At 70.2% G+C, this 26,829-nt stretch carries 24 protein-coding genes and 1 pseudogene; 12 read left to right on the forward strand and 13 right to left on the reverse strand.

Annotated elements, in window-relative coordinates:
• Nucleotides 1-10 precede the first annotated feature (10 nt).
• Both AC5P1B_RS15830 and AC5P1B_RS15835 read right to left on the reverse strand, forming a co-directional pair.
• Nucleotides 11-304: a chorismate mutase gene (locus tag AC5P1B_RS15830; RefSeq protein WP_493887927.1), complete on the reverse strand. Its 294-nt coding sequence runs from the start codon at nucleotides 302-304 to the stop codon at nucleotides 11-13.
• A 389-nt stretch (nucleotides 305-693) separates the two neighbouring features.
• A complete protein-coding gene (locus tag AC5P1B_RS15835) occupies nucleotides 694-1,635 on the reverse strand; it encodes a helix-turn-helix domain-containing protein (protein ID WP_493887928.1) in 942 nt (313 codons plus the stop codon).
• Between the two features lie 348 nt (nucleotides 1,636-1,983).
• On the opposite strand from AC5P1B_RS15835, the gene AC5P1B_RS15840 reads away from it, so the two are divergent.
• Nucleotides 1,984-3,729 (forward strand): glycoside hydrolase family 35 protein, encoded by a 1,746-nt coding sequence (locus tag AC5P1B_RS15840; RefSeq protein WP_493887762.1) that lies wholly within the window; start codon nucleotides 1,984-1,986, stop codon nucleotides 3,727-3,729.
• Nucleotides 3,730-4,153: 424 nt separating this feature from the next.
• Here AC5P1B_RS15840 and AC5P1B_RS15845 read toward each other — a convergent pair whose 3' ends face one another.
• The gene (locus AC5P1B_RS15845; RefSeq protein WP_493887763.1) at nucleotides 4,154-7,252 is read right to left on the reverse strand and encodes an endo-alpha-N-acetylgalactosaminidase family protein; all 3,099 of its coding nucleotides are present in this window, start codon (nucleotides 7,250-7,252) and stop codon (nucleotides 4,154-4,156) included.
• Nucleotides 7,253-7,385: 133 nt separating this feature from the next.
• Between AC5P1B_RS15845 and AC5P1B_RS15850 the strand changes: the two are divergent.
• Both AC5P1B_RS15850 and AC5P1B_RS15855 read left to right on the forward strand, forming a co-directional pair.
• Nucleotides 7,386-7,766, forward strand: a pseudogene (locus AC5P1B_RS15850) (VOC family protein).
• Between the two features lie 671 nt (nucleotides 7,767-8,437).
• On the forward strand, nucleotides 8,438-9,370 hold the full coding sequence (locus tag AC5P1B_RS15855; protein WP_493887764.1) for a hypothetical protein: 933 nt from the start codon (nucleotides 8,438-8,440) through the stop codon (nucleotides 9,368-9,370).
• A 238-nt stretch (nucleotides 9,371-9,608) separates the two neighbouring features.
• Here AC5P1B_RS15855 and AC5P1B_RS15860 read toward each other — a convergent pair whose 3' ends face one another.
• Entirely contained in the window at nucleotides 9,609-9,839 is a 231-nt protein-coding gene (locus AC5P1B_RS15860) for a DUF397 domain-containing protein (protein ID WP_493887765.1), read from the reverse strand.
• Entirely contained in the window at nucleotides 9,836-10,699 is an 864-nt protein-coding gene (locus tag AC5P1B_RS15865; protein WP_493887766.1) for a helix-turn-helix domain-containing protein, read from the reverse strand. The genes AC5P1B_RS15860 and AC5P1B_RS15865 overlap by 4 nt, the downstream gene beginning before the upstream one ends.
• Before the next feature lie 254 nt (nucleotides 10,700-10,953).
• On the opposite strand from AC5P1B_RS15865, the gene AC5P1B_RS15870 reads away from it, so the two are divergent.
• The 6 genes from AC5P1B_RS15870 to AC5P1B_RS15895 all read left to right on the forward strand — a co-directional run bounded on the left by AC5P1B_RS15870 (nucleotide 10,954) and on the right by AC5P1B_RS15895 (nucleotide 15,413).
• Nucleotides 10,954-11,505 (forward strand): ATP-binding protein, encoded by a 552-nt coding sequence (locus tag AC5P1B_RS15870; RefSeq protein WP_493887768.1) that lies wholly within the window; start codon nucleotides 10,954-10,956, stop codon nucleotides 11,503-11,505.
• Between the two features lie 147 nt (nucleotides 11,506-11,652).
• Entirely contained in the window at nucleotides 11,653-12,003 is a 351-nt protein-coding gene (locus tag AC5P1B_RS15875; protein ID WP_493887770.1) for a hypothetical protein, read from the forward strand.
• A gap of 303 nt (nucleotides 12,004-12,306) precedes the next feature.
• Nucleotides 12,307-12,453: an albusnodin family lasso peptide gene (locus AC5P1B_RS15880; protein WP_493887771.1), complete on the forward strand. Its 147-nt coding sequence runs from the start codon at nucleotides 12,307-12,309 to the stop codon at nucleotides 12,451-12,453.
• Between the two features lie 76 nt (nucleotides 12,454-12,529).
• Nucleotides 12,530-14,212: an albusnodin/ikarugamycin family macrolactam cyclase gene (locus AC5P1B_RS15885; protein WP_493887773.1), complete on the forward strand. Its 1,683-nt coding sequence runs from the start codon at nucleotides 12,530-12,532 to the stop codon at nucleotides 14,210-14,212.
• Nucleotides 14,209-14,841: a lasso peptide biosynthesis B2 protein gene (locus AC5P1B_RS15890; RefSeq protein WP_493887774.1), complete on the forward strand. Its 633-nt coding sequence runs from the start codon at nucleotides 14,209-14,211 to the stop codon at nucleotides 14,839-14,841. Before AC5P1B_RS15885 ends, AC5P1B_RS15890 begins: the two co-directional genes overlap by 4 nt.
• Nucleotides 14,838-15,413: a GNAT family N-acetyltransferase gene (locus tag AC5P1B_RS15895; RefSeq protein WP_493887775.1), complete on the forward strand. Its 576-nt coding sequence runs from the start codon at nucleotides 14,838-14,840 to the stop codon at nucleotides 15,411-15,413. Before AC5P1B_RS15890 ends, AC5P1B_RS15895 begins: the two co-directional genes overlap by 4 nt.
• A gap of 721 nt (nucleotides 15,414-16,134) precedes the next feature.
• Here the strand turns inward: AC5P1B_RS15895 and AC5P1B_RS15900 are convergent.
• Both AC5P1B_RS15900 and AC5P1B_RS15905 read right to left on the reverse strand, forming a co-directional pair.
• Nucleotides 16,135-16,923 (reverse strand): S1 family peptidase, encoded by a 789-nt coding sequence (locus AC5P1B_RS15900; protein WP_493887929.1) that lies wholly within the window; start codon nucleotides 16,921-16,923, stop codon nucleotides 16,135-16,137.
• A gap of 472 nt (nucleotides 16,924-17,395) precedes the next feature.
• Nucleotides 17,396-18,199 (reverse strand): S1 family peptidase, encoded by an 804-nt coding sequence (locus AC5P1B_RS15905; protein ID WP_493887777.1) that lies wholly within the window; start codon nucleotides 18,197-18,199, stop codon nucleotides 17,396-17,398.
• Between the two features lie 300 nt (nucleotides 18,200-18,499).
• Between AC5P1B_RS15905 and AC5P1B_RS15910 the strand changes: the two genes are divergently transcribed.
• On the forward strand, nucleotides 18,500-19,414 hold the full coding sequence (locus AC5P1B_RS15910; protein ID WP_493887778.1) for a hypothetical protein: 915 nt from the start codon (nucleotides 18,500-18,502) through the stop codon (nucleotides 19,412-19,414).
• Between the two features lie 59 nt (nucleotides 19,415-19,473).
• Here AC5P1B_RS15910 and AC5P1B_RS15915 read toward each other — a convergent pair whose 3' ends face one another.
• Nucleotides 19,474-20,172, reverse strand: coding sequence for an alpha/beta fold hydrolase (locus AC5P1B_RS15915; protein ID WP_493887779.1), 699 nt, complete (start codon nucleotides 20,170-20,172; stop codon nucleotides 19,474-19,476).
• A 349-nt stretch (nucleotides 20,173-20,521) separates the two neighbouring features.
• On the opposite strand from AC5P1B_RS15915, the gene AC5P1B_RS15920 reads away from it, so the two are divergent.
• Nucleotides 20,522-21,235: a hypothetical protein gene (locus AC5P1B_RS15920; protein WP_493887780.1), complete on the forward strand. Its 714-nt coding sequence runs from the start codon at nucleotides 20,522-20,524 to the stop codon at nucleotides 21,233-21,235.
• Here the strand turns inward: AC5P1B_RS15920 and AC5P1B_RS15925 are convergent.
• The 5 genes from AC5P1B_RS15925 to AC5P1B_RS15945 form a co-directional block, all read right to left on the reverse strand.
• Entirely contained in the window at nucleotides 21,204-22,754 is a 1,551-nt protein-coding gene (locus tag AC5P1B_RS15925) for a glycosyltransferase family 39 protein (RefSeq protein ID WP_493887781.1), read from the reverse strand. The two genes, AC5P1B_RS15920 and AC5P1B_RS15925, sit on opposite strands and share 32 nt — an antisense overlap.
• 55 nt (nucleotides 22,755-22,809) lie before the next feature.
• Nucleotides 22,810-23,802 carry an ABC-2 membrane transporter-related protein gene (locus tag AC5P1B_RS15930; RefSeq protein WP_493887782.1) on the reverse strand — a complete coding sequence of 331 codons (993 nt, stop codon included), beginning with the start codon at nucleotides 23,800-23,802 and terminating at the stop codon, nucleotides 22,810-22,812.
• On the reverse strand, nucleotides 23,799-24,752 hold the full coding sequence (locus tag AC5P1B_RS15935; protein WP_493887783.1) for an ATP-binding cassette domain-containing protein: 954 nt from the start codon (nucleotides 24,750-24,752) through the stop codon (nucleotides 23,799-23,801). Before AC5P1B_RS15935 ends, AC5P1B_RS15930 begins: the two co-directional genes overlap by 4 nt.
• A 23-nt stretch (nucleotides 24,753-24,775) precedes the next feature.
• Complete coding sequence (locus AC5P1B_RS15940; RefSeq protein WP_493887784.1) at nucleotides 24,776-25,198, reverse strand: GntR family transcriptional regulator; 423 nt, start codon at nucleotides 25,196-25,198, stop codon at nucleotides 24,776-24,778.
• 202 nt (nucleotides 25,199-25,400) lie between these two features.
• Complete coding sequence (locus tag AC5P1B_RS15945) at nucleotides 25,401-26,153, reverse strand: SDR family NAD(P)-dependent oxidoreductase (RefSeq protein ID WP_493887785.1); 753 nt, start codon at nucleotides 26,151-26,153, stop codon at nucleotides 25,401-25,403.
• 121 nt (nucleotides 26,154-26,274) lie between these two features.
• Between AC5P1B_RS15945 and AC5P1B_RS15950 the strand changes: the two genes are divergently transcribed.
• On the forward strand, nucleotides 26,275-26,814 hold the full coding sequence (locus AC5P1B_RS15950) for a MarR family winged helix-turn-helix transcriptional regulator (RefSeq protein ID WP_493887930.1): 540 nt from the start codon (nucleotides 26,275-26,277) through the stop codon (nucleotides 26,812-26,814).
• The last annotated feature ends 15 nt before the right edge of the window (nucleotides 26,815-26,829 follow it).

The following is a 26,829-nucleotide window of genomic DNA, read 5'->3' on the forward strand; positions in this document are numbered from 1 at the left end:
GGCCGGAATGTCAGCCGCGGGCGATCGTCTCGTGGTGGCGGATGACCTCGGCGATGATGAAGTTGAGCAGCTTCTCCGCGAACGCGGGGTCGAGCTTCGCGCTCTCGGCGAGTTCCCGCAGCCGGGTGATCTGCCGGGACTCGCGCGCGGGGTCGGCCGGGGGCAGCTTGTGGTCGGCCTTGAGGCGGCCGACCTGCTGGGTGCACTTGAACCGCTCGGCGAGCATGTGCACGACGGCGGCGTCGATGTTGTCGATGCTCTCGCGCAGCCGGGCCAGCTCGGCGTGTACGGCCGATTCGTCCAGGTGTGAGGTGTCGGTGCCCGGAACGGCAGGAACCTGCGGCACCGGCGGCGCTGACCGGTCGGGCTGGGGGGAGCGCGTGTGCTGCGCGGGCGGCTCAGGCTGGTCTGTCATCGAGGGGATCTCCCGACACGGGTCACGGGCGGCGATGCGCCACGCTAACAGGGCTGGCGAGGCCGTCGGCCCCCCGCCCCGGCCACGCCCTCCTCGGCCGCCTGGCCGCATGGCCGCCGCCGTCGGGACCAGGCCACCCCTCCGCGTGACCAGGCGACGTGACCGACGCGGTGCGGGGACGTACGAAGCGGGCGCGGGGACGTACCGGCGGGCGCGGGGAGGGGCGACGGGTGTGGGGACTCCGCCCGCTGCGAGTCCACCGGCCGTGAGACCACCAGCTACGAACCCAAGGTCTGCGACTCCACCGGCTGCGGCGACGGCTGCGACTGCGACTGCGAAGTCGCTGGGCTGATCATCGGTGGGTCGCCGGGGTCCGGGATCTGATCGCTCCAGTCGCCGGGGGCGGCGCGGCCCTGCTGCTCGCGGAAGCGGCCTGGCGCGGTGCCGACGCGGCGGGTGAACAGGCGGCTGAAGTACGCGGGGTCGTCGTAGCCGACGCGGCGGGCGACAGCGGCGACCGGGAGTTCGGTGCCGACGAGGAGTTCCTTGGCCCGGCCCAGACGTATGCCGAGCAGGTAGTCCTTGGGGCTGGAGCCCGCCGCGCGGCGCACGGCCGCCCGGAGTTCGGCGGCGGTCATGCCACGCCGGGCGGCGTGTTCGGCGACCGAGAGCGGCTGGAACGCGTCCCGTGCCAGCGCCTGGAGCACCGGGTCCACGTCACCGCCCGCATCGGCGCGGGCCCGCCGCAGGGCGACCAGGAGTTCGTGGACGGCGGCGGAGGTCTCGACTTCGAGGAGCGGGTTGCCGTGCCGGGCGGCCCGGGTGATGCGGCCGATGGCGGCGCGGGCGGTGACCGTGTCCGTCAGCGGTACGACGGGCCGGTCACGGTCGATACAGCCCAGTTCGGTGTACGCGGAGACGGCGGGCCCGGTGAAGTCGACGAAGCTCTCGTCCCAGCCGGTGGCCGGGTCGGGGGCGTAGTGGTGCGGCACCCCGGGGACGAGCCAGATCAGGGCGGGCGCGGTGACCGGCTGGCGGCGACCGTCCGCCGCCTGGAACCAGCCGCCGCCCGCGCTGACGACGACGGCGACGTGGTGGTCGAGGGTGCGCGGTCCGACCGTGGGCAGAGCACCGTGCTGGAGGCCCACGCCGAGGCAGACCAGGCCGAGCCGGTGATGCGTGGGACTGGGTGTGAAGTAGCGCATCCAGGTCTGGTACACGTGCTCTCCCATGGTTCGCCCCCCGCCCTCATCGATGTCCGCCCGGCACCGCCGTCGGGCCGTCTGCGAGCCGCGTGCCGATCGCCGACCGTCCACGACGGTACGCCGGCCGACTCCGCGCCTTCCCCGCACCTTCCTTAGCCCGCCGCTGTGCCTTCTCTGTGCTTTCTCTGGGCTCTCTCTGTGCCTTCTCTGTACTTCCCCGTGCTGTTCCCTGTGCCTTCTCCGCGTTTGCTCCGCGCTTCTCCGTCCAATGAACGCCGATCTTTGTCCATGGACCGGCCACCCGCCAGAGGGTGAAGGTGATCGTGATCTGCGTGTGAGGGAAGCGAGAGGCGGGGGCGGGGCGTGGCGGAGTTCGTGATCACGGATGAGCGGTTCGAGCTGGACGGACGGCCGGTGCGGCTGCTGTCCGGGGCGCTGCACTACTTCCGGGTGCCTGAGGGGCACTGGGAGCACCGGCTGATGATGCTGCGGGCGATGGGCCTCAACTGCGTGGAGACCTATGTGCCGTGGAACGTCCACGAGCCCCGGCCGGGGCGGTTCCGGGATGTGGGGGCGCTGGGCCGGTTTCTGGACGCGGTCCGCGCTACCGGGCTGTGGGCGATCGTGCGCCCCGGCCCGTATATCTGCGCCGAGTGGGAGAACGGCGGGCTGCCGCACTGGGTGACGGGTCCGCTGGGCCGACGGGTGCGCACCCGCGACCCGGAGTTCGTGGGAGCGGTGAGCGCCTGGTTCGCACGGCTGCTGCCGGAGGTCGTGGCCCGGCAGGTGGACAGGGGCGGCCCGGTGATCATGGTGCAGATCGAGAACGAGTACGGCTCGTACGGCAGTGACCAGGTCTATCTCCAGCAGGTGCGGGACCTGCTGGTGCGGTGCGGCGTCACAGTCCCGCTGTTCACCTCCGACGGTCCCGAGGACCACATGCTCACCGGCGGTTCGGTGCCGGGAGTGCTGGCGACGGCGAACTTCGGCTCGGGCGCCGGGGAAGCCTTCGCGGCGCTGCGGCGGCACCAGCCGCTGGGGCCGCTGATGTGCATGGAGTTCTGGTGCGGCTGGTTCACGCACTGGGGTACCGATCCCGTGCCGCGCGATCCGGCCGAAGCGGCGGCGGCGCTGCGCGAGATCCTGGAGTGCGGCGCGTCCGTGAACCTCTACATGGCGCACGGCGGGACGAACTTCGCCGGGTGGGCGGGCGCCAACCGCTCCGGCCCTCTCCACGACGGTGAGCTGCGGCCCACGACCACCTCCTACGACTACGACGCGCCGGTCGATGAACGCGGGGCGCCGACGGAGAAGTTCTGGCTGTTCCGCGACGTGCTCGCGCCGTATGCCGACGGGCCGCTGCCCGAGGTTCCGCCCGCTCCCCCGGCGCTCGCGAGACCGTCGCGCGCCGAGCTGGACCGGTGGGCGCCGCTGAACGCGGTGCTTGACGCCGTCGGGGGCGAGGAGACGCATACGGCGACGCCGCCGACGTTCGAGGAACTGGACGTGGACCGTGGTCTGGTGCGCTACCGGCTGGAGGTGCCCGGACCCCGCCAGGCGTACCCGCTGCGGGTGACGGGCCTGCGGGATCTGGCGCTGGCCTGGGTGGATGGTGTGCGCACGGCCGTGCTCAGCGCGGAAGAGGCACTGATCGGCGAGGTCGCCGGGCCCGCTTCCGTGGAGCTGTGGGTGGAGTCCCTGGGCAGGGTCAACTACGGGCCCCGGCTGGCCGAACCGAAGGGCATCACGGGCGGCGTGCTGCACGAGCGGCAGTATCTGCACGGCGTACGGGCGCGGGGCCTGCGGCTGGACGCGCTGGAGGAGCCGGGCGCGCTGGAGCGGGTGCCGTTCGGGCCGCTGGAGGACGGTGCCGGGCCCGGCTTGTACGCCGGGTCCTTCGCGACGGAAGCCCCCGGTGACGCGACGCTGGAGCTGCCAGGCTGGGTGCGGGGCTTCGTGTGGGTCAACGGCCGGTGCCTCGGCCGCTACTGGGCGGCCGGGCCGCAGCGCTCGCTGTACGTGCCTGGCCCCGCGCTGCGGCCCGGCCGCAATGAACTGCTGGTCCTGGAGCTGGAGACGGCGGGCGAGCCGGTGGCGCTGCTGAGCTGAGCTGACCGGGTGGTGCACCGGCTGGCGGGGGGGCGGGGGCGGCCCGGTGACGCGGGCCGCCCCGTGCGCCTGTCCGTGACGGGACCGCACGCCCCCCGCGGGCAACGCCTCGGGGGCCGGCCCTTGGTCAAGGGACCGGCCCCCGAGGCTTCGGGACCCGCGCCACCGGGCCCGCGCGGCGTCCCCCCGAACGTCGCCCGGGCTCACCATGGCGGATACGTACGGCCGCCATGGGGGCTCGGCCGTACGGCGCGGGCGGGAAGCAGCCCTGGCACAGCGCGGGGGTGTGCACCGCCAGGGGCGCGGGGAACTGCGCGACCAGCCACGACGCACCCGCACCCGCACCCGCACTCCGCGTCGCACAGACAGGCGCACGGACAGGCGCACAGACAGGAACTCCCCGGTACGATCCGCCGGACACGGCTCAATCGACCTCGCGCACCGTGAACCCGTCCAGGGTGAACTCCGCCTTCCCGTCGTCGCCGACCTTGCGCAGCCCCACCCACGCCTCGCCCGTCGCGGGGGCGGTGAACTCGTACGTCCACTCGGTCGGACTGGTCGCCACCGGCAGTGCCGCGCGTCGCAGCTCCCTCGCGCCCGGCTCATCGACGGCGGTGACCCACGCGTACTGGCCCGCCTTCTCGTTCTCGTACCAGAACGCGATCTCGTAGCGGCGGCCCGGCGCGAAGCGCACGGTGTGCGGCAGCGTGCGGTAGACGACGCCCTTGCCCTCGCCGCGTGACTTCAGGGACTGGCCGCCGTCGATGACGTCGTCGATGGCCTTGCCGTTCCAGCCGCGCTGGGTGAACGGGGCGTGCCGTTGCGCGATGTGGGTGCGCGGGTCGGTCGGTGCGCCTCCCTCGCCCTTGACGAACGGGCCCCAGCCCTGCGGCACGTTCTCGAAGTCCTCGAAGAGGAGCGTGCCCGGCTTGGTGGTGCGCCGCGCGGCCACGATCCGTACGTTGTCGAACCTCACCCGCGCCTCGCCCGCAGCCGCGCGCAGCGTCAGCTGGACCGCGCCCCCGCCCTCGGGCACGGTGAAGTAGGTGAACAGGCGCTGGAAGCGGGTGTTCTGCTTGTGGTCGGCGGCGATGTAGTTGCCAGCGGTGGAGGTCTCCGTCCAGTTGCGTGCGGTGACGCCGTCGCCGGTGCGGACCTCAAGGGTGGCCCTGCGCCTCTCCCCCGCCTTCGCGCCGACCTCGACCTGGACGGAGGCCGCGTAGTCGCCGGGGGCGAGCCGGGTCAGCCGCTGGCCGACGGCGGCGGCCGCTCCGGCGCCGATGACCAGCTCGTAGTCGCCGCGAGCGCTCCGTACGACCTTCGCTGGGCCGCTGTGGCTCCACTCGCCGAGCCCGCCCGAGTTGAAGCCGGGGTCGCGCAGCGCGGTGTGCGCGCCCCACTCGGGGGCGTCCTGGCGCGGTGCGCTGCCCCGGTACAGCACGTACGGCTGCTTGGCCTCGGCGTCCACGGTGATCTTGCCGGAACTGGGGCGTACGGTGCCGGCACGCTCGCGGCCCTGGTCGGTCAGCCGGTAGACGGTGATCTTCGACGCGCCTGCCCAGCCGCGCGGCAGCCGCCAGGTCGTCTTCCCGCCGTCCGGGTTGTAGTGGTAGAGCTTCGCGGGGTTGGTGGCCTTCTTCGGCTCCCAGGGCAGCAGATAGCCGCCGCCACTGAGCACGACGCGCCCGTCGGTGGTGATCGTCCGCTTGCCGTCGGTGTCGGACACGACCGTGCCGGTCGGCCCGAAGAAGGTGATCTCGTGCTCGCCCCAGGTCTTGATCGGGTACGCCTGGAGGTACTTCGCCGGGAGGCTGTCGGTCCAGATCTGCTGGTAGAAGGTGTTCCAGTCGGTCTTGCCGACCCAGCCCTCGAAGTTGCCGGTGCGCGGGATGCCGAGCAGCGGCCACTTGTCGGCGAAGACGTCCTTCTGGTGGTTGCGGACGAAGCGGATGAGCCGCGAGTTGATGCCGCGCGAGGTGTCAGGGCCGTAGTCGGTCTCGGTGGCCCAGTGCGACCACAGCGAGGAGCGTTCAAGACCGTGGCCCCACTCCGTGGTGATGTGCCAGCCCTGAGCGCGCAGCTCGCGCTGGAGCCGGTCGGAGTTCCAGCCGGACTCGCGGAAGACGTCGATGTACAGCGTGTTCAGGCCGCCGTCGGTCTCGTCGCGCAGCTGCTGGAAGCGGCGGGTGATGTCACCGGAGACCAGGTCGCGGCGGGCGTCGATGCGGTAGGACTGGTCAAGCCAGTCCCACTGCTCGTCGGTCTTGTCGACCAGCTTCTCGGAGAAGGCGTTGGCGACGGGGTAGGACTCCGTCGCGTTGACGTGCACCGCGAAGTCGCTGTTCCACTTCTTGCCCTCGCGCAGCAGCGTGTTGAGGTCGTCGAGACCGCCCGCGCGCTTGTTGTAGTTGCCGCCGTAGTCGGGGTGCGCGGAGTCGTGGCCTTCGGAGGCGTACCCCTTGAGCAGCGTGTACTGCCGCAGCCCGTCCGTCGCCAGCGCGATCCTTTTGACGTTGTCGAGCGTCATGAGGAACGGATTGGTGGCCTGGCTGGCGAAGTTGAACGGGATGTGCGGCACCACCCGCAGGTGCTGTTCGTCGGCGCCCAGCGGGTTGACCATGATGTCGCGCAGGGCGATGGCCGCGTCCTGCCAGTCGGTCCTGCCGTCGCCGTTGCGGTCTCGGGTGACGATGACGGTGGCGTACGGCAGCGGCTCGGTCATGCCGACCGGGGCGGTCGCCGCCCGGTGGGTCCACTGGCCGCACGCCAGCTGCGCCTTGGTGTAGCCGTCCTTCTTGACCGTCTGCCGCCAGAGCCGCCCGTTGTCCCAGCTGGCACCGGGGGTGCTGGCGGGCTTGTCGAAGACGGTGTTGGTCTCGATGGCGGCGGCGAGCGTGTCCGTACTGACGACGGCGTACGCGCAGCCGATGGCCGCGTCGTCGGGCTTGGCGTCAGCGGTGACCTTGACCTCGGTGTCGCCACTCCTGGCCTTGTCGAGCTCGATGCGGGCGGCGTACAGCGTCGCGCCTGGCTGGTCGCTGCGCACGCTCAGCAGGGCGAGCGCGGGGATACGCAGCGTGCCGACGCGGAGCACGGCGGTGTCGGAGATCCTGGTGACACGCCAGTCCACCTGCCAGCCCCTGACGCTGATCTCGACGACGATCTCGGTGCCGCCGTCGAAGGCCAGGGTGTACGTGACCCGGTCCTCGGCCGTGTCGCTGGTGACCTTCGGCTCGTGCTCGGTGCCGTCGATGACGACGGAACCGACCGCCTCCTCCTGCCCGTGCAGCAGCTGGCCGGTGCCCCGGTCGGTGTACGACACGATCCTGGGGAACGCGGTGTCGACGCGTACCTCCAGTTCAGCCGAGCGCACGACGGCCTCAGCGGCCTGCGGCGCCGCGGCGAACGCGCTGCCACCGCGGACCGCGAGAGCGGTGCCGACACCGGCCAGGGCGGTGGTGACGACGACCGCCCGCCGGGTCGGCCTCCCCGTCACGTTCTCCTGCGAGCTCTCCGTCTCCACGGTGCTGCCCCTCCTCGTGTCCCCTTGCCGATGTCTTCGTGGGGACACCCTGAGTCGGCGCCCCCCGCCACGCCTATGGACAAAGACGGTGCCGCTGTTGGACTAATGGCCGACCCGCGGGCACCCTGCCTGCATGATCGCCAAACTCCAGTGCACCGTCATCGACTGCCCCGACCCGCCCGCACTCGCCGCCTTCTACGGCCAGATCCTGGGCTGGCGGATCGATGACAGCGACCCGTCCTGGGTGTGGCTGACCGCGGAGACCGGCCAGCGCTTCGCGTTCTAGCAGGTGGCGGACCACCAGCCACCCCGCTGGCCCGACCCCGCCTATCCGCAGCAGTTCCACCTGGACCTTGAGGTGGCCACCATCGAGGACGTGGAGCGGGCCCAGCGGGAGGTCATCGCCCTCGGCGCGACCTTCCTCCACGACAGCGGCGGCCGCACGTCGGGCTTCCGCGTCTTCACGGACCCCGCGGGGCATCCGTTCTGCTTGTGCTACGGGCAGGGAGGCTGAGCCGGGTTCGGGTCGGGGGGCAGGGGTTACGGGAAAGCACGGACGGAGCTGCACAGAGCGGCCGCGCTGGTCAGTAGAGGCGTGCACGGGAGCAACTTGGGCTCGCAGCTCAGCCAGACGGTTGGTGCAGGGGTCCGGCGACATGTTCCGCACGTGCCTGACTGAGGGGCCGACTGTTGGATGATGTGATGCGCGGCAGCCCACGCCAACACATGCTGTTGCGCACTCCGCCCGCAGTCCTGGGGTTCGCCAGAAAGACTCAACGGCAGCGACGGACCGATCGTGTTCGCCGCTTGGCGGACGTGCCCGGCAATGGTGGCCCATTCTTCTTCGGTTCGCTGTACAGCGCCGGTGGTGCCTTCGGCCATCCACCTACCGAAGTCGTCCCGTGATCGTCCATTTGTATACGCTCCTGGCCGACTTGGGTCGACAGAGACCGTGTCCCACGTAGGTGGGACACGGTCTGCAGGCGGTGTGCCGCCTCGGCCTGTGTCGCGCTGGGAGAGTTCATCGTGTCGCTTCCAGAGCTCGTCGGCGTGACGGAGGTCATGCCGCGCGGGGCCTTCTTCAGGGTCTTCGAGCCCAATGCTCTCAGGTAATGATGTACTCCAAGTGGCCCATTGCCAGGCGGGTCTCCTTCGTGTCTCACCGATACAGGGATATGCCGGAGCATGGGAATTTCCACGGTTCGGAAGACGTTGACGGACTACTGGCAGGAGACGCCTGCACCCATTCTTTGGCTGTGCTGCGTCTCCATTCCTGCGGGGATCACCTTCCTTGTTTTCGGTGTGTGCGGTGACGGTTACGGGTGGTGGGAGAACAAGAGCTATGTAACGAACTTGCTGTCAAGCCTTACCGGCTTGTTGTTCGGTGTCCCTCTAGCCCTCGCCGTGCTGAGTCACGTAGGGAATGCCCAGGCGGAGGCTATTGAGAGTCGCGCCGTGCGACGCCAATCGTCCAGGACCCTCTCAGAGTTCCGGCAGATGATCCTGGGCGCGTTTACGACCTCCGTGCGAAGTGATCCGAAGCCAGCGTTGATCCAGCTCCGCTACCGGGCGATCGAAGTGCGACGGCAGGCGACCGCACTCCGGGGCACGTATCAGCCGACTCCCAGGGCGAGGGGCGCCGCAGACCTCAATCGCTTCTCGGCATTGCTGAACGAGTTCCATGACGACTGCAGGCACTTGTTCGATCTAGGTACTGCGATGAAAGATGGTGCAATATGGGCAGGCATGGTGTCAGCCCAATGGCACTTCCTCAGCACTGAGATTCGTCCCCGTGTAAGCGCTTCGACACTGTCATGGTTCTCTCCCGAGAAGACTTTCCTGATTACCCAAGCGGTTGAGGAGCTAGCGGGTGGCCCGCGCCCCTGGTTCACAGGCCAGCAAAAAGCGCTCGGTTCGCTCACACACCACATGCACTTCAAGAGCCGCGCACAACAGCGATGGGCAACGCTCAACGAGTTGCAGAGGCTGGAGGATAACTCTGATAAGGCAGTACGTTGGCTGAGCCGGATGTGGGAGTTGGCGGACTTTCTGGAGGACATTGACACGATCGAGTCCGAACATCAGCCACGAAGTGCGCCGCCGGGGAGTCAGCGTTGAGCGGACCGAATGGTGAGCCAGTGCCTGCGCCGCGCCGACTGGTTCGCCCAGATCTGGCGCATCGCGTCCTCATGATGCCGGAGGCAGGGACGGGGTTGGCCTCGGGGTTGCCGGTACACAGGGTCGGGAATGGGTGAGACTTGGTGGCCGGCCCGGGCGACTGGGGTTCGTTCGGACCGGCCCAAGTCGCACTCCTAGGCTCGGTGTGCGGCCTGCGGTTAGTGAGATGACTGCGAGGTCAGAGGCAGTTGAACTCCCCGCCTTGGGCGCCGTCGAGGAAAGCGTCCCACTCATCCGGCCAGAACAGCAGGACGGAGCCGTCCGGGTTCTTCGAGTCGCGCATGGCCACGGCACCATCGATGAAGGCGACTTCCACGCACGCTCCGTTTTGGGCACTGCGGGTGCTCTTACGCCACACCGCACCATTCAGGTCCACCTGGGGCGTCGGGCGCCCGGCCTGGGTGTTCATGTCTTTTGCATCTCCCTCGCGATGCCTTTCAGCAGCGCTGTTGTCTCTTGTGGGTCGGGGGCCGCCGCCCGCAGCAGGTCGAAGCTCTGGGTGAATCTGCGGACGTCGCGTTCCTTTTCCAGGTAGATGTTCCCGGCTGCGGACTCGACGTAGATGACGGTGGGCGTCATCTGGCCGAACTCCAGCAGCGTGAAAGACCCGACCATCGCGGGGTGGGCTCCCTTGGCCAACGGCATGACCTGGACAGTCACGTTCGGCAGGGCGGCCTTGTCGATCAGGTGGTCGAGTTGTTCCAGCATCACCTCCTTGCCGCCGACCGGCCGTCGCAGCACCGTCTCCTCCAGCACCACCCACAACTCCAGCGGACCAGATGCCTTTTCCAGCATCTGCTGGCGCCGTAGCCGGAACTTCACCAGCTGCTCGATGTCGGTCTGGTCCATCGGGTTCCCCGCCGCCATCAGCGCTCTGATGTACGCCTCGGTCTGCAGGAGACCGTGAATGACGAACGGCTCGAAGGACCGCAGGGTCATCGCGTCGGACTCCAGTCCCGCGTACGTGCTCATCCCCGAGGGCAGCACGTCATCGAACTGGGCCCACCAGCCTTGCTGCTGGGCGTCCTTGTGGATCTGCATGACTGCCTCCACATGGGCCGTGTCGTCCACGTCGTACCAGGTCAGCAGGTCGCGCACGTCTCGGGCCTTAATCGGGGCCTGCCCCGTCTCCACCCGGCTGACCTTGGACATGGAGCATTCCAGATGCTCGGCCACGTCCTCGATCCTCTTGCCAGCCTTCTCCCGCAGCCGTCGCAGCTCGGCACCGAGCTGGCGCTTGCGGACCGTTGGGCCGTTCCCAGGACTCATCGCCCCTCCTCACAACAACGTGCGGACGGTGTTGCCCAGCGCAAGTCTGCCGCACTGCCTGCTCTCGGCGCTGCCGCCCACATGTTCGCATCCCCCCGGACCGCAGAAAGTGAATATGCCATTTCCCTCACGCACTTGCGTGAGGGAAGTTCGTTCCTTCATTCTGGGGATGCTTCACGATCCGTAGTGCCACCGTCGCTGATCGTTTGCGGCTGGGCGTGCGGATGCCGTCCGAACGGAAGGAGCCCCTAGCGATGCGAGCGGTGCCAGACCAGACACGCGAGCGGTGGACGGACGGGATCGAAGCGGACCCAATAATGGCCGCCGTGGTGTGCGACCGGCATCTGTCCTTCACGGTCGAGGCGGTCGAGGCGTCCGTGCCCGTCGCTCGCTACGAGGTCGCCGCCCATCTGGCGATGTGGGGGCTTACGCGCGGATCGGCTGTGGTGGACACGGCCTTGCTCGCGGTGAGCGAGCTGGTCACCAACTTCGTCCAGCACGCCGCCGATGCGTCGCCAACGGCGGACGTGACCCTCGCCTTGGGCGGCGGAGAGCTATCGGTGGCCGTGCACGACCGGGACCCGCAGCTGCCCCAGGCGGTAGAGGTACCGCACCTGGATGGCAGTGGCGGCTGGGGGCTCCGGCTGGTCGAAGCCCTCACCGCCGAAGCGGGCGGGCGTGTCCACACGCCCATGGACACTGACGGGCTCGGCAAAACCGTCACGGTCCTGCTGCCCCTACCGACACTTCGGCTGACAGCGGCATGTTCCCCCGTGGCGTCGCTGCCCGCCGAGCCGCACCCCTAACACAGGGTGTGCGGCGGACGCCGCCTCCTCCCCGCGGCGCCGTCGGCGGTCCCGCCCGGCCTCAGAGTCTGCGGCGGGGCCGCCCCCAGGACTCGACTCATTCTGATCGGCAGATCCACTGCCACTGGACTTACACCAGGAGGAGAAATGCCTGAGCCGCTTCCGCAACAGTTGCCGTTCAGCGTCGTGTTCGACACCGCCAAGCAGGAGGTCGTGGTGTGGACAACGCACGGCGTCCCACCGCAGCAGACCACGCGACGCAAGGTCATCCCCACTCTGGAGGATCTGGCGATCGCAATCGCCGAACACCGCCATGAGGCATTCCTGCAGACCCGCCTGTCCGACCAACTGGCCAGCGCAGCCGTGCAGCACCTGGGGGTCACCCCAGCCCGGCTGGAGACCGCAGTTGGCTCACTGGCCAACTCCACGAGAACTATCCCGCTGGATACACTGCTGCGCGGCGCACCCTCGCAAGGCACCGCCCCGGATGGGGCTTGATACAGCCCGCCTTCATCAGACCCCGGCCCTGCCGCCGGTCGTGATCCGTCCGTCCGGCGTCATCAGTCGGCGAGTGTCCATCGGCAGCAGGAAGTTCGGTATCAACGTCCGCCTGATTGCGAGTATTACGGCGGACATGGTGCCGCAGCACCACGCGGTGCCCGGCGCCACCCACACCGTGCCAGTGGTCTCTCGGCCCGGCTGGTACGGCGAGGAGTCAGCCCTCATACGGGGCGGATGCGCACGTCCACAAGTGCGAGCAGTTGTTCCACTCCACCGAGCTGGCAGAGGGGAGGGAAGCAGATGGCACCCCAGAGTGACGAGACGATCCGGCGGGAGCGCGAGGAAGACCTCACACCCCCCGCAGTGATCGTGCTCGGCGACGCGGCCACCCTGACGAAGGGCAGTTCCAGTCAGAGCGTGGAGGCCAAGCAGACACCGTACAGCTGACGCACAACGGTGGTGGCCTCCTGCCGGGGGCCGCCACCTCACTGTCTGAACAGCAGCGACAGGTTGGGGTTTGGGGATGCGCTGGTTCGGTGGGTGCACGGCAGGCGGGCGGCCGGTGGTCCCAGCAGGCGCCCAGATGGTGTGGCATGATCCGCCGCTGTGGACGGCAGGCCCATGGCCCGAGCGGCTGGCACACACGCGTGACGGCCACGGCGGGCGGCTCGCTGTGTTCGGCTCCTGCTCGGCCAGCGAAGATGAGTTCGCCGCAGCCCTGACCGCCCACGACTTCGCCTCCGTCAGCGGCGCCTGGGCCGGTTCGTACACCGCCGTCCGGCTCAATACGGCCGGTTTGGTGGAGGTGATCACTGACGCGGCCTCCGCCTGCCCCATCTACACAGTCCAAACACCCGGCGGGATGGTGTGGGGGTCAAGCTCACGAGCCCTGTCCACCCTGAACGGTGGCCGCGTGGATGCCGAGTGGTTGACCTCGTACCTGCTGGACCGACAAGCGCCCCACAAGAACCGCAGTGCCTGGGCGGGTGTGGTGCCGGTCCCGCCTGGACACCGCCTGTCGATGGGCGCCGACGGTTCGGCGTCCGTATCGGGGTGGTGGGCACCGGGCTCGCGGGCGCACGAGGACGCGCTGCCGTTGGTATACCGCGCGCTGACCGCAGGGGTTCGGGCCCGGGTCGAGACAGCGACAGCGGTCTCGACGGACCTGGCCGGGATGGACTCCACCACTCTCACGGTGATCGCCGCCCAGTACGGGCCGGTCACGGGCATCACCGTGCACCCCGAAGGCATCACCGAAGGCGGCGACATGTCCTATGCCCGCGCGCTGACCACACCGGGCCTTCGTCTGGCCCTGTTCCCGCTACGGGCCGAACACCTCCCCTTCACCCCCGCCGCCGACCGGCTCCCGCCAACGGACGAGCCTGCACCGTCGGCCATCGTCTGGGCGATGCTCTCCGCACAGCTGCGGACAGCTCGCCAGGCCGGGTCCGTGTGTCATCTGACCGGGGACGGCGGTGACAACCTGTTCCTGGCGCCGCCCACCCACCTCGCCGATCTCGCCCGACGGGGCCGTCTGCTGCGGATGGCCACCGACGCCCAGGCATGGGCCCGCTTACGGAAGATCAGCCCCTGGCCGGTCCTGAGGTCGGCCCTGCGCGGGGACGCGCCCCGCCTGGCCCGCCCCTGGCTGGTCCGGCCGCCATGGGTCACCGCGACTGCGGCCGACGCCGAGAACAGTGAGGCGGACGGGGATGCGGACGCTGTACTCGTGGCCGACGTCCGCGGAGCCGCGCGCCTCGCCTGCGCGGACGTCCAGCTCACCGACTCGCTCGGCGTCGAGCTGCACAACCCGTATTTCGACGGCGCCCTGCTGGACGCGGTCGTATCCGCGCCCTCCTGGAGGCGGTTCTCCGTCCGCCGCTACAAACCCATGCTGGTCGACTCGGTCGGCGTTCTGCTGCCGGAGGCCCACCGTCAGCGTGCCACCAAGGGCGTGTTCGCCGCTGACTTCCACCAGGGGGTGCGGGCCAACCTCTCACGCGTCCTCGCACTGACCGACGCCCGCCTGGCGGGCATGGGGCTGATCGACCCTGCCCCCCTGCGAGCCGCGGTGCACGGTGTGGCCCTGGGGGCGGACACGATCTGGCCCTCGCTGCTGACGGTCATGAGCGCCGAGATGTGGCTCGCAGCCGTGGAGGAGGCACCGTCCATCGCCTGGGGACCGGCAAAGGAGGCCGTGACGTGAACGATGCGAACGCAGTGTCGGTGATCACTCCGAACGCGTGTATCACGATCGACTACCGCACTGGCTGCACCCAGTTGCGGCCCCGCACAGCGGGCTCGGACCCTGCCCCGGCCGGTAGCGTGGTGCGGCATGACGGCTCGGTCCTCTCCTGGGGGACGCTCGAAGTCTCCGCGGTCCTCCCCGCACCCAGCCCGGCCCCATTGCGGTGGCGGCTAGGGGCCGTGCCCGCCGTGGTGGTGACCGCCGCCGCCGTGGCGATCGGCCCCCGGCGAGGCCGCTTCGCCCGCATGGTGCGGCTCGCCCGCGTGGGACGGTCCCTCCCGCTGGCCAGCGATCAGCAGGCGGCGTATGCGGTGCGGGCTATGCGCCGGGCCGCCGCGGTGATCCCTGCCCGCTGGGCCTGCCTGGAACAGTCGACCGCCGCAGCGGTTCTGCTCACCCTGGCCGGGCGGCGGGCCGAGTGGCGGCACGGCGTCGCCACCGACCCGGTACGACTGCATGCCTGGATCGCCGACTCGGCAGGACGCCCGGTCGAGGAACCGGACGACACCGCCCTCTACACCCCGACCTGCACACCAGACGGCCCCGGCCCCGACCACCGGCAGCGGCCGGAAGGGAACACAACATGAGCAGTCCGCGCATCCTCCTGTCCGGCGACCGGTTCGCCCTGGGCCAGCCCCGCCACGAGATGCTGGCCGCGTACCACACGTGGGAGAACGACCCTGGCACGATCCTCGGCTACGGCAACCAGTTCCCCCAGTCCTGGGAAGTCCGCAACGCGGGTTGGGAGGGCCAGCGAGGCAATCACAACTACCCGCAGTTCGAGGTGGTGCGCCTGGAGGACATGACGCCGGTCGGGCTGACCGTGCTGAGCGTCAACCAGTTCGTCCGCACGGCCGAGTTCGTCATGCTCCTCGCACCCGAGGCCCGGGGAAAGGGATATGCGGCCGAGGCCGCCCGCCTCACCCTCGACTGGGGCTTCCACCTCGGCGCCCTGCGCATGATCTGGCTGAAGGTCCTCGAACCCAATCAGTCCGGCATCGCCGCATACGAGAAGGCCGGCTTCCGCCCCTCCGGACGGCTGCGGCAGTCCGGCTTCTGGCTCGGCCAGCCCGTCGACGAGCTGATCATGGACGCCCTGCCCACCGACTTCTCCGGCGCCTCGGCCGTCCGCGCGGCCCTGGAGACTGACATCCCCTGACCGGCGATACCGACCGGCGCTGACGCGCAGGGCGTCGCTATGCCGGTTCGTCCTCGGTCAAGTTGAGCATGCTCGGCGAAGGGAGCCCGATTACGAGCGCTTCACGCCGATGCGCAAGAGGCGAGCTTACGGATCAGCCTGGCGGCACGGACGCACAGGTCCGGGCTACTGGACTCGTACCGTCGACCGTCCGGAGAATCCAGCGACAGCGAGCAGCGAGGCGTTCCGGTAGCGCGTACACGCCAGGTCTCCCTGTTTCCCTGGCGGACTACAGGGACCGCCAGCTCCCGTTCCTGCTCGGTCATAGGCGGTGTCCGTTATAGGTGGTGTCCGTCATGGGGGGGGCGTCCAGGGTTGTCGATGACCGGGCCTGCCGGTTTTCCCTACGCCTACCGTATGGCCCATCCCGGATGACGGTTCGAAGGGTCCGACAGCTGTGCACGCGCGCACGCGGCTCATGCGCGTAAAGGACGCGGGATGGACGTCTCCCGAGGGGGCCGCTCGCCCCCGTGGCCTCGGTGGGCCGGGGCCCGACGACGGCACGGGCCGCGTCCGCAGACGCGGCCCGTGCTGTCTGGCCTGATATGCCCCGCCGTCGCCCGGTCGTTCGTCCGGCCGGGCGTCACGCGTCATGCCCCAGCGGAGAGCAGTGGGGCTGGGGATGGGCGGGATGGGCGGCGGCTGGCGCCGCTCAGGGGCGGGGAGGGGCGGCCGGGTGGGGTCAGCCGAGCTGGCCCGCGGCGGTCTTGATGGCCGAGGCGAAGTGGCTCACCTCGGTGTAGACGCCGGGCTTGCCGGGCCGCGCGCAGCCCTCGCCCCAGCTGACGATGCCGACCTGAATCCACTGACCCGCGTTGTCCTTGCGGAACATGGGGCCACCGGAGTCGCCCTGGCAGGTGTCCACGCCGCCCTGCGGGAGACCGGCGCACATCTCTTCGGCGGCGACCAGGCCGGAGTACGAACCGCCTGACGCCTTGCAGGTGGCGTCGCTGACGAAGGGGACCTTGGCCTTGAGGAGGTAGCGCTGCTGCGCGCCGCCCTCACGGGCGGCGCCCCAGCCCGCGATGTCGAAGGTGCCGTTGTTGTACGCCGAGGTCGTGGCGATGTTCAGCGTCGGCAGGTTGATGGGCTTGGCCAGCTTGATGAGGGCCCAGTCCTTGCCCGTGCCGTTGTAGCCGGGGGCCTGCAGGACGCGGGTGGACTTGACCTTGATGGCGCTGGAGCTCTGCAGGTCCACGACGCCCGCGGTCGCGGTGATGCTGGTGTTGGCACCGCTGCCGTTCACACAGTGCGCGGCGGTCAGCACGATCGTCTGGGTGTACAGCGCGCCGCCGCAGCCCATGGACAGCCGCACCATGAACGGGAACTCGCCCTGCGCCGCCCGGGTGCCGCCGACGACACTGGGGCCGGGCTCGGGGCCCTTGTCCTGCGCTATCGCGCTGGTGGGCGTGAGGCTGACGGCGGCGAGGGTGACCGCGCCGACCGCCACACATCTCTTGAGGTGCTTCATAAGTTTGTTCACCGGATGTCCTCTCGTGGGGTGGAAGTGCACAATTGGCAGAATCATGACAACCAGAGAGCCGGACGTCTCCGCCGTAGAACATCCGTGGAAACGGGACGGCAGACCGCACAACATCCGGACTCAGCGGTGTGGGGCCGAGAAAGTGACGCTCGAATTATGTGGAGCGCGCGGACCCGGTGACAAGGGCCGAGTTCCGGACATGGCAGACGATTTTCCGGACAACCCGAAAAACCGCGCCACGACCGTACGTTCGCGGACAGGCGAAGGAAGGCCGTGCGGGTCGGTGTCGCCACCGGGCCCGCACGGCCTTCCCTGTTTCCCTGTCTTCAGTAACGGCTGTCTTCAGTACCGGCTGTCCTCACTCAGGACCGGCCGCCTTCAGTACCGGCCGTCCTCAGCACCAGCTGCCCTCAGGACGCGCTCCGCGTTCCCTGCGGCTCGGCGGCCAGCCGGTCGTGGATCAGCCCGCGAGCTGCTCCGCGCCCTTCTTGATGTCCGCGGCGAAGTGGCTCACCTCGGTGTACACGCCGGGCTTGCCGGGCCGCGCGCAGCCCTCGCCCCAGCTGACGATGCCGACCTGAATCCACTCACCGGCGTCGTCCTTGCGGAACATGGGGCCACCGGAGTCACCCTGGCAGGTGTCCACGCCACCCGCTTCGACACCGGCGCACAGCTCCTCGGCGTCCACCAGGTCTCCGTACGAGCCGCCCGCGGCCTTGCAGGTGGCGTCGTCGATGAAGGGCACCTTCGCCTTGAGCAGCTTCTGCTGCTGGTTGCCGCCCTCCTTGTCGGCACCCCAACCAGCGATGTCGAAGTCGCCGTTGTTGAGCGCGTCCGACTCGGCGATCTTCAGGGTCGGCTGGTCGATCGGCTTGTCCAGCTTGATCAGAGCCCAGTCCTTGCCCTTGCCGTCGTAACCGGGGGCCTGAAGCACCTCGGTCGACTTGGCCTTCTTCGCGGCCGGGTCGTCGAGGTCGACGACGCCGCCGGTGACCTCGATGTCGGTGTTCGGGCCGCTGCCGTCCACACAGTGGGCGGCGGTCAGTACGACGTCCTGGGCGTACAGCGCACCGCCGCAACCCATCGACAGGCGGACCATGAACGGGAATTCGCCCTGCTCGGCCGGGGTACCACCGACGATCTTGGTGCTCGGACCGCTCGGGTCGCTCTGCGCGAAGGCGGTGCCCGGCGTCAGGCTGAAGGCGGCGAGGGCGACGGCACCGAACGCGGCACTTCTTTTGACGGTCTTCGAGAACTTGGACAACGGATTTCCTCTCGTGGGGGGTAGCCGCGATTGGCGGGCCCATGCCAAGAAGTCATCCGGAGACCGCCGCCGGAGAATAAAGGTGCAGACCTGGCGACAAGCCGTAAAGCGTCCGGACCCCGTGGGGTGAGCCCGCAAAGCGCTCTGTGATTATGTGGAAAAACAGAACCCGGTGACAAGGGCTTCTTATCAGCCAGTTGAGGGCGCGCCACCCCACGCGACCCCCGCGGCACTGACGCGGACCGTGGCCGTCCGTACAGTTGAGGCAGGTCAGCGGGACCGGGCGTACGGGGGTGCGGTGTGACGACAGCGGGCAGCGAGATCCAGCACGGATTTCCGCATCTGGAGACGGTGCGCGCCTCGATCACCGCGCTGTACAAGCGTCTTTCACCCGACACCGTGCGCATGTTCCCGCTCAGCGTGCCGCCCGCCGACGTCGCGTTCCCCGATGACGACGACCTCTACCTCGGGGTACAGCGCCTCGCCCGCGTCATGGTCAGGCACCTGCGGCTGCCCGACGCCCGCATGATCGTCAGCTTCCGGGAGATGGAGCACGCGGGCAACGTGGAACTCGCGGCCGGGCCCGAGTACTTCATCGAGCTCAACGCGCGCTTCACGTCCCACCGGCGTGACATCGGGGCCGCGCTCGCCCACGAGGTGATGCACGTCTATCTGCACCGCCTCGACCTGGCCTTCCCCGGCACCCGCGACAACGAGATCCTCACGGACACCGCGGCCGCCTATCTCGGCGCGGGGTGGCTGCTGCTCGACGCCTACCGCGAAAGCTCTGTCTCCAGTCAGAAGCTCGGCTACCTGACCCCGGAGGAGTTCGGCTACGTACTCGCCAAGCGGGCGCTGGTGTTCGGCGAGGACCTCGCCCCCTGGTTCACCAGCCCGCAGGCGTACGACGCGTACACCAAGGGGCTGGCGCAGGCCCGTCGAGACGAACGGCAGCCGCCCCTCGCCGCCAGCGGATGGCCGGGCCGCCGACGGTACGCCAAGGATCGCCGCCACGCCCTGGACCTGCTGCGCGGTCCGGCCGCCGGCTCTGCCCGCGCGACCGCACCGACCGGCGACTACACCTTCGAGGGCCATCGCCCCCTCCAGGTCCGCTTCCCCTGCCCGGTCTGCCACCAGCGCATCCGCGTGCCGGTACGAGGACGGCTGCGCGCCCGCTGCGGGCTGTGCCGGACGGTGCTCGACTGCGACACCTGAGGCCGGCGACATCTGAGGCTGGCGGCGGCCGCCGGTCGCTTCCGTGATCCGCCCGCCGGTCAGAGCCAGTCGCGCACGGAGTCCATGAAACCGTCGAAGTCGTCCCGGTGGATGGAGTGCCCGGCGCCCTTGATGGTCCGCACGTCGAAGCCGCGGTCACGCAGCTCGTCCTTCAGTTCCTCGGCGACCAGGTAGCTGGGGTCGGCCACCTGCACCAGCGAGGGGACCACGGGCCGGGCGGGTATGCGGTCGACGGCGTTCTCACCACCCACGGCGTGCGCCGACGCCGGGTCCCAGGCGGCGATCCCGGCGAGTTCCGCGTCGATGTCGCCCTCCTCCCAGTGCGGGTTGAAGGACGCGATCATGTTGCGGCTGGCCTTCCGCAACTGGACGAACATCTTGGGCTCCAGCGGGCGTTCGCCGCTGCCGAGCGCCCACGCCGGGTCGCTGTAGACGGCGCGCGCGGGCCGCAGCCGGTCCACGACGAGCGACAGCGAGAGGCCGCCGAGCGAATGCCCGATCGCCAGGTCGGCACCGACCGGCAGGTTCTCCGCAAGGTCCTCGGCGAACAGCTCCACGCTGTACTCGTCCGCGCGGTCGCTCTCCCCGTGTCCGCGCAGATCGACGGCGAGCACCCGGTATCCGTCCGCCGCCAGCGCCGGGCCCACCCGCCGCCAGGTGCGGTGGTCCGACATGATCCCGTGGATGAGCAGCGCGAGCCGGTCGCCCGTTCCCCACTCCCTCGTGTGCAGCCGCATGCTGTGGCCCCTCTCCCGTCCGTGGCGGTCTGGCTTGACGCGGTCCCTGTCGGTCGCGACCGGCCGCTGGGCGGCGCCCGGCGATCCTGTCTCCGAGCCGTCCCGCTGACCCGCCGGTCCGACGGCTCACCTCAAGGGACGCCAGTGACAGCGGCGTCATCGCCACCACCGGCTGGCCTGATCAACCTATCCTTACGGGCCGGGGCCGTTACGGGCGCCGTCTGCCATCCGGACTCCGGCGCCGTCCGCCCGCCCTGCGTGCGCGGCCTGTTGGCTCTCCCGGCCGCCTTACGGGGACGGCTCCTCCCGCCCCATCGCGATGATCAGGTCTGAACTACGCTCGGCCCCCATGGACGAGATACTGCTGAACCTCGTACTGGGCTTGGCCACGGCGGGCATCGGCACCGGGTTCGGCTGGTTCTCCCGGACGTTTCTGCTCCGCCGCGCACTCCGCCGCAAGCAGCGCTTCTTCGGGCTCCCTGGTGGAGCCGGGTGCCTGCTCGTCGTCAGCCGCGACTTCGGCGGCCCGGCTGACAGCGTGGCCCGGTACGACACGTACGCGCTCATCGAACTCGCCGCCCTGATCAAGGAGTGCCAGGCGGAGTTCGAGGTCATCGCGCACGACGAGGCGCGGCTCGGGACCGGCGCCAGGCCCGAGTTCTGTGTCGGCGGCCCGGGTGCCAATCGCCGGATGGCCGCGCATCTGTCGGCGTCGCTGCCCGGTTTCCGGGTCAGCGGGCAGGGAGACTACACGGTGGGCGGCGTCACGTACCGCATGGAGCGCGGGCGCCGCGAGTACGCCCTTCTCGCCCGGGTCGCACCGGGCCCGGGCCACGCGCCGCTGTTCCTGATCTGCGGGCAGCGGTCGGTCGCCAACCAGGCGACGACCCGCTACCTGGCCCGGGAGTACCCGCGGCTCACCCGGGTCCATGGTGAGACGGGAACGTTCTGCCTGCTCCTGAAGGTCGTCAACTCCGAGGCGTACGGGCCTGACACGGTCGAGCTGGTGGCTGACATCAGCGAGGCGGCCCTCAGCACTTCCCCGGACGGGCGTACACGATGACCCGCATCCCCTTCAGCGCCCGCTGCTCGCACTGTGTGAAGTGCTTCCGCAGCACCGCGCGTTTCGTGTTCTCTTCCGGGGTGTCGGCCGGTGTCTTGTAGGGCGGGTCGGCCACGGCGACGACGCGGTCCACGGACAACATGTTCCGGCGGATGAGCGCGGCGGGCAGTTCGGTGCCGTGCAGCGTGCCGGACGAGGCCGCGTCCTGGGCCTCCGCGAGGTTCCGCAGCCCGCGGAACTCCTCCGGTTGTGACAGCAGTGACTCCGCTCGCTTGGCCGGGAGGAAGAGCACCCCGTCGCCGGGCTCGGAGAGTTCGCCTACGAGCTGGGCGGCGGCCACCTCGTTGCTCTGGCGGCTCTCGGCCGTACGGAGATACACCGCGTCCGGCACGACACCCATGACGGCCACCGCCACCGCACCCAGGACGCAGGCGACAGCAGCGGGACCCAGGCGGCCCGCCGCGCGCAAGGCCCAGTCGAGTGCGGCCCCCACCAGCAGGGCGAGACCCAGGTGGCTGTAGAGCACATACCGGTCGACGTACAGCGGGTGGACGAACGACACGGCCATGAGCAGCGCCGGGGGCAGCACGAGCATGGGCAGCGCCAACGCGGGCAGTCCGACACGTCCTGACGCGGGGACGCGTGCCGCCGCCAGCGCGAGCACCACGCCCACCAGTGCGGTCTGGGCGCAGCCAAGCAGTTGGGACATGGTGGGTGGCGATATCCATCCGACCAGGCGTGCCTGCTGCTGACTGACGATGACGAGCGGCATGATCAGGGTCACGACGCAGGCCGCGCTCCGGGCCCAGGACCAGCGCAGATCACCGGTGACACGGGCGAGGACGAGGGTGGCCCCGTGCGCGAGCATCGCCAGGATCGCGAACTCGTGCAGGAGGCAGGCCAGCGTCAGCACGGCCACATAGCGGGACCACGTCCCCGGGCCGGGCCGGGCGACGGCGCTCAGCAACAGGTAGGTCGACCACATCACGAGAGCGCAGACCACCGCGTAGGAGCGGCCCTCCTGCGTGTACTCCTGCACCTCGTAGAACAGAGGGAAGGCAAGCCCGGCGGCCAGGCCCGCCCGCGCGTTCACCAGTCGCCGCCCGATCAGCGCGATGCCGGAGGCGGCGACTGCCGCGGCGAGCACGGAGGGGAGCCGCAGGGCTGTGAGACCGCCGTCCCAGATGGTGAACACGCCATGCATCAGCAGGTAGTAGAGGCCGTGCACGATGTCGGCGGTGCCCAGCAGGTGCCAGATGTCGGCGAGATCGCGATGCGTGATCTGGTACGTCGTCGACTCGTCGAGCCACAGGGAGTTCTCGCGGCGGATGTCCCACAACCCGAGGACGAGCGTCAGCACGACGGGGGCTAAGGCGACGACCGCCCGGCCGACGCGCGGGCCGCCGGGCCGCCGGGGCGTAGGGCGGGTGAGGGGTTCGGGGCGCGTGGTGGACGGGGGGCGGGTGGTCCGGGCGGAGCGCACGTCGGCGACCATGGCGCGCGGCGGTGAGGGAACCATGGGACAGCGACTCCGTTCGAGGATCACGGTGAAGGGCGCGGCACGCGGGCGGGGTTCAGGCCGGTCGGCGGCGGACCCACCACAGGCAGAACGCGACGAGCGCGACGGCAGCGGCCAGGAGCACCGCCGTCAGAACCCACTGCATGGGCCAGAAGTGACTCGCGGGGTGGTATTCGGTGATCGAGCTGACCACGTCGTGCTGGTCGAGGCAGCGCCGCCGCATCTCGCGGTCGGTACCGCCGCATTCCAAGAGCCGCAGCTTCTCTCCGTGCTCGGTGAGATAGCCATAGAACACGCTCCGCGAGTCCCTGGGCGTATAGGCGGCGGAGTCGGGAGCCGCCTTCGCGGTGACCGGGGACCACAGGTCGAAGGCCAGGCCACGGATCTTGAGCAGGGACATCATGCTGACCGATGCGGCCAGAGAGAGCACCATGGCGGGCAGGGTCCTGCGGACGACCAGGCCGATCGCCGCGCCGAGGACCAGCGCGAGCAGCGCCACCGCGACGGCCGCGGGGCCCGCCACGAGGAAGGGCACGGGCGTCTCCCAGACGAGATTCCCGAAGTCGCTGTACGTGGAATGCCACCACCACCCGTACAGGGCGGTCAGGGTGCCGGAGACGAGCAGGGTGAACGCGGCGGCCATGGCCAGCTTGGCGGCGAGCCAGCGCCAGGGGCCGACCGACTGGGACAGGGCCAGTCGGTGCGTACCGCTCTCCACCTCGCGTGCGAACAGCGGGGCGCCTACGAAGGTGCCGATCAGCAGGGGCAGGAAGAGCAGCAGCCGACCGGCTTCGAGAAGCCGGCCCCGGTACACCTCGTCGAGCTTCCGGAAGACCGGCGGGCCGTCAGGGCTGTCTTGGCCTGCTATGACCTTCCCGTGGCAGGTTTCCATGAAGGCGTGGCAGCCTTCGATGCCGTGGTCCTGCTGGAAGCCGACCAGGTCGAGTCGCCCGTACACGAGATAGCCGGCGACCACGACCAGCAGCAAGGAACCCGTCCACAGCACCGCCCGCTGCTGACGCCAGACCACCCACGTCAGGCCCTTCACGCGGCCGTCTCCGAGGTGTGCGCGCGGGCGGTGCGCGTGAGCAACGGCGGGGCGTCCGGTGAGCGCAGATAGCTCAGCAGGATTTCCTCGACGGACGGTTCCGCCGTGATCCAGTCGCCGGGCAGCGAGGCCGCGCCGGGGCGTATCAGGGCGGAGAGCTGGCGGCCCGTCGTACGGGACTCCACGACGGTGTGCTCACCGAACTCGGCGGGCGGGCCTTCGCCCTTGTGGGCGCCTGTCACGTGGGTGTGCGCGGCCTGGATGGCGTCGGTCTCGCCCGCGAGCCGGAGTCTGCCGTCGCCGAACAGCAACAGGTAGTCGCTGACGCCGTCGAGTTCCGCGAGGACGTGCGTGGAGATCACCACGGTGGTGCCGTGCTCGGCGGCCTCGGCCATCAGAGCGCCCATCATCCGGCGGCGGCGCAGCGGGTCCTGGTCGGACATCGGTTCGTCGAGCAGCAGCAGGTCGGCGCGCTTGCCGAGGGCGAGGGCGAGCGCCACGCAGGTGCGCTGCCCGCCGGACAGCGTGGAGACGCGGGCGGACAGCGGCACGTCCGCCTCGCGTACGACCTGCTCTGCGGCCGACTGGCTCCAGCCCGGGTTGAGTTCGCGGCCCAGGCGCAGGGTCTCGGCGACGGTGAAGCGCGGGTAGAGCGGCTTGTCCTGGCCGACGAAGGCGGTACGCCGTCGGCTGGCCCGGGTCGCGGGGGCCTCGCCGAAGAGGCGCAGGCTGCCCGCGCCGGGAGCCAGCAGGCCGGCCGCCAGCGCGAGGAACGTGCTCTTACCGGAGCCGTTGGGGCCGACCAGGGCGCAGACGCGTCCGGCGGGCAGCCGGAAGGTGACGTCACGCAACGCCCAGCCGCGCCGGTATCTCTTGCCCAGGCCCCACACCTCCACAGCCGCCGCGCCCGTGGCCCCCGCATCGTCGGTCGTCACCCGGTCGGTCGTCACCCGTCATCCCCCGTTCACCGTTGTCATTCGTTCGTCCCCATCGGCCCCGCGTCGGCGTCGGCCGAGCCCGCGAAGCGATCTTCGAGGACCGAGGCGAGCAGCGCCGCCACATCCTCGCGGCCGAGTCCGGCCGCACGGGCCCGGTCCATCCAGGCCGCCAACTCCGCCCGCAGCGGCGAGTCGGCGGCTGCTTCGGGCCGCGCCAACGACCGCCGTACGAAGGTGCCAAGCCCCGGCCGGGGTTCGACCAGACCCTCGCGTTCCAGCTCGCGGTACGCCTTCAGGACGGTGTTCGGGTTGATCGCGGTGGCCGCGACGACCGCTTTGGCCGTGGGCAGCCGGTCTCCCGGCTGCAACAGCCCAAGGCGCAGCGCCTGTTTCGTCTGCTGGACGATCTGCAGATAGGTGGCGACGCCGCTGCGCCGGTCGATGCGGTACTCGACCACCCGCACCACCCTTTCACTAATCAGTTAGTGGAATGATGGTGCAGCCTCGCCGCCGCTGTCAAGGCAGAACGAAGCCGCGCGGCGTACGCCCTGCTGGGAGGGCGTACGCCGCGCGGCGGGCCGGAGCGGGTGGGTGGTGTGTGACGGGTCGAGCCGGGGTGGGCGCGGGCGCTTCGGCCTCACACCCGCCCGCCATCCGCGCTCAACGGACCATGCGGGCGCCTCCGTTCACGTTCAGCACCTGGCCGGTGATGTGCCGGGCGGCCGGGGAGCACAGGAAGGCGACCGTCCCCGCGATGTCCTCGGGCGATCCCGGGCGGCCCACGGCCGTGGCGGCCACCAGCTGCTCGCGGCGCTCGGCGGTGAGGGCGTCGCGGAAGAACTCGGTGTCGGCGATGTAGCCGGGCGAGACGATGTTGGCGGTGATGTCCCGGGGGCCGAGCGTCGCCGCCAGGTCGAGGTTCCAGCCGGTGAGCCCCGCCTTGGCCGCACCATAGGAGCCTGCGGCCTGGTCGGCGGCGATGGAGCCGATGTGGACCACCGCTCCCCCGGCCGCCAGCCGGTCGGTGACGGCGCGCGTGGTGAGCGCGACGCTCAGCAGGTTCGCTTCGAGGTTGGCCCGGAACCGCGCCGCGTAGGCGGCCAGTCCCGGCGCGCCCTCCGGGTCCTCCTCCGGCGCGCCGCCCGGCGCCTGTCCGGTGATGTCGGTATTACCGCCCGCGTTGTTGACGAGGACGTCCACGCTGCCGGGGAGCTCCGCTACGAGCGCGGCCAGCTGGGCCGGGTCGGTGTGGTCGCAGACGAGCGGGCGGGCGCCTGTCTCGTCGGCGGTCCCGGCCAGTGGCCCGGGGCGGCGGCCGGTGATCGTGACGGCGTCGCCCTGCCGGGTGAAGTGCCGGGCGATGGCACGGCCGATGCCGGTTCCGCCGCCGGTGACCAGGATCTGGCGTGGCATAGAGTGACCTCCGAGCTTTCGTTCAGACCTAAATTCAGATCTAAACGTAACACCCTCCGGAGGACCCGTGACAAGAGCTGACCAGCCGGAGCGCCCCTCGGACGGCGGCGCCGGCTACCCCATCGACCAGGCGACGCACTACCCGGTCGCCGACATCGCCGCCGCCTGGGAGCGGGAGCGGCCGGGCACCCCGGTCTCCTCCATCGGCATCGTCACGCCGCTGTGGCGGCTCGCGAAGCTGCTGGGCGATGACCGGCGCCGGGTGCTGAACCGGGCGGGGGTCGATGCCGCCACCCTCGACCTGCTCAGCGTCCTGCGGCGCGGCGGCCCCCCGTACACGCTCAACACCCGCGAACTGAGCAGGCGCTCACTGGTGACAGCGGGCGCGATCTCGCAGCGCGTGGCCCGCGCCGAACGAGAGGGCCTCGTCATCCGCCGCCCAGGCGAGGGCCGCCCCCGCACGGTGCTGGTCGAGCTGACCGAAGCCGGCCACGCCCTCGTGGAGGACACCGTGGACCGCGTCCTCACCCGCGAGGCCGACCTGCTGACGGGCCTCACCGCCCAGCAGCAGGAGCAGCTGACGGAGCTGCTGCGCATCCTGCTGCGCGACGTGCAGCAACGGCTCGGGGACGACCGGATCACGCACGTCGGCGAGGAGTGACACGCCGCGCGCGCC

It is taken from the genome of Streptomyces sp. A01 (genome assembly GCF_059026195.1).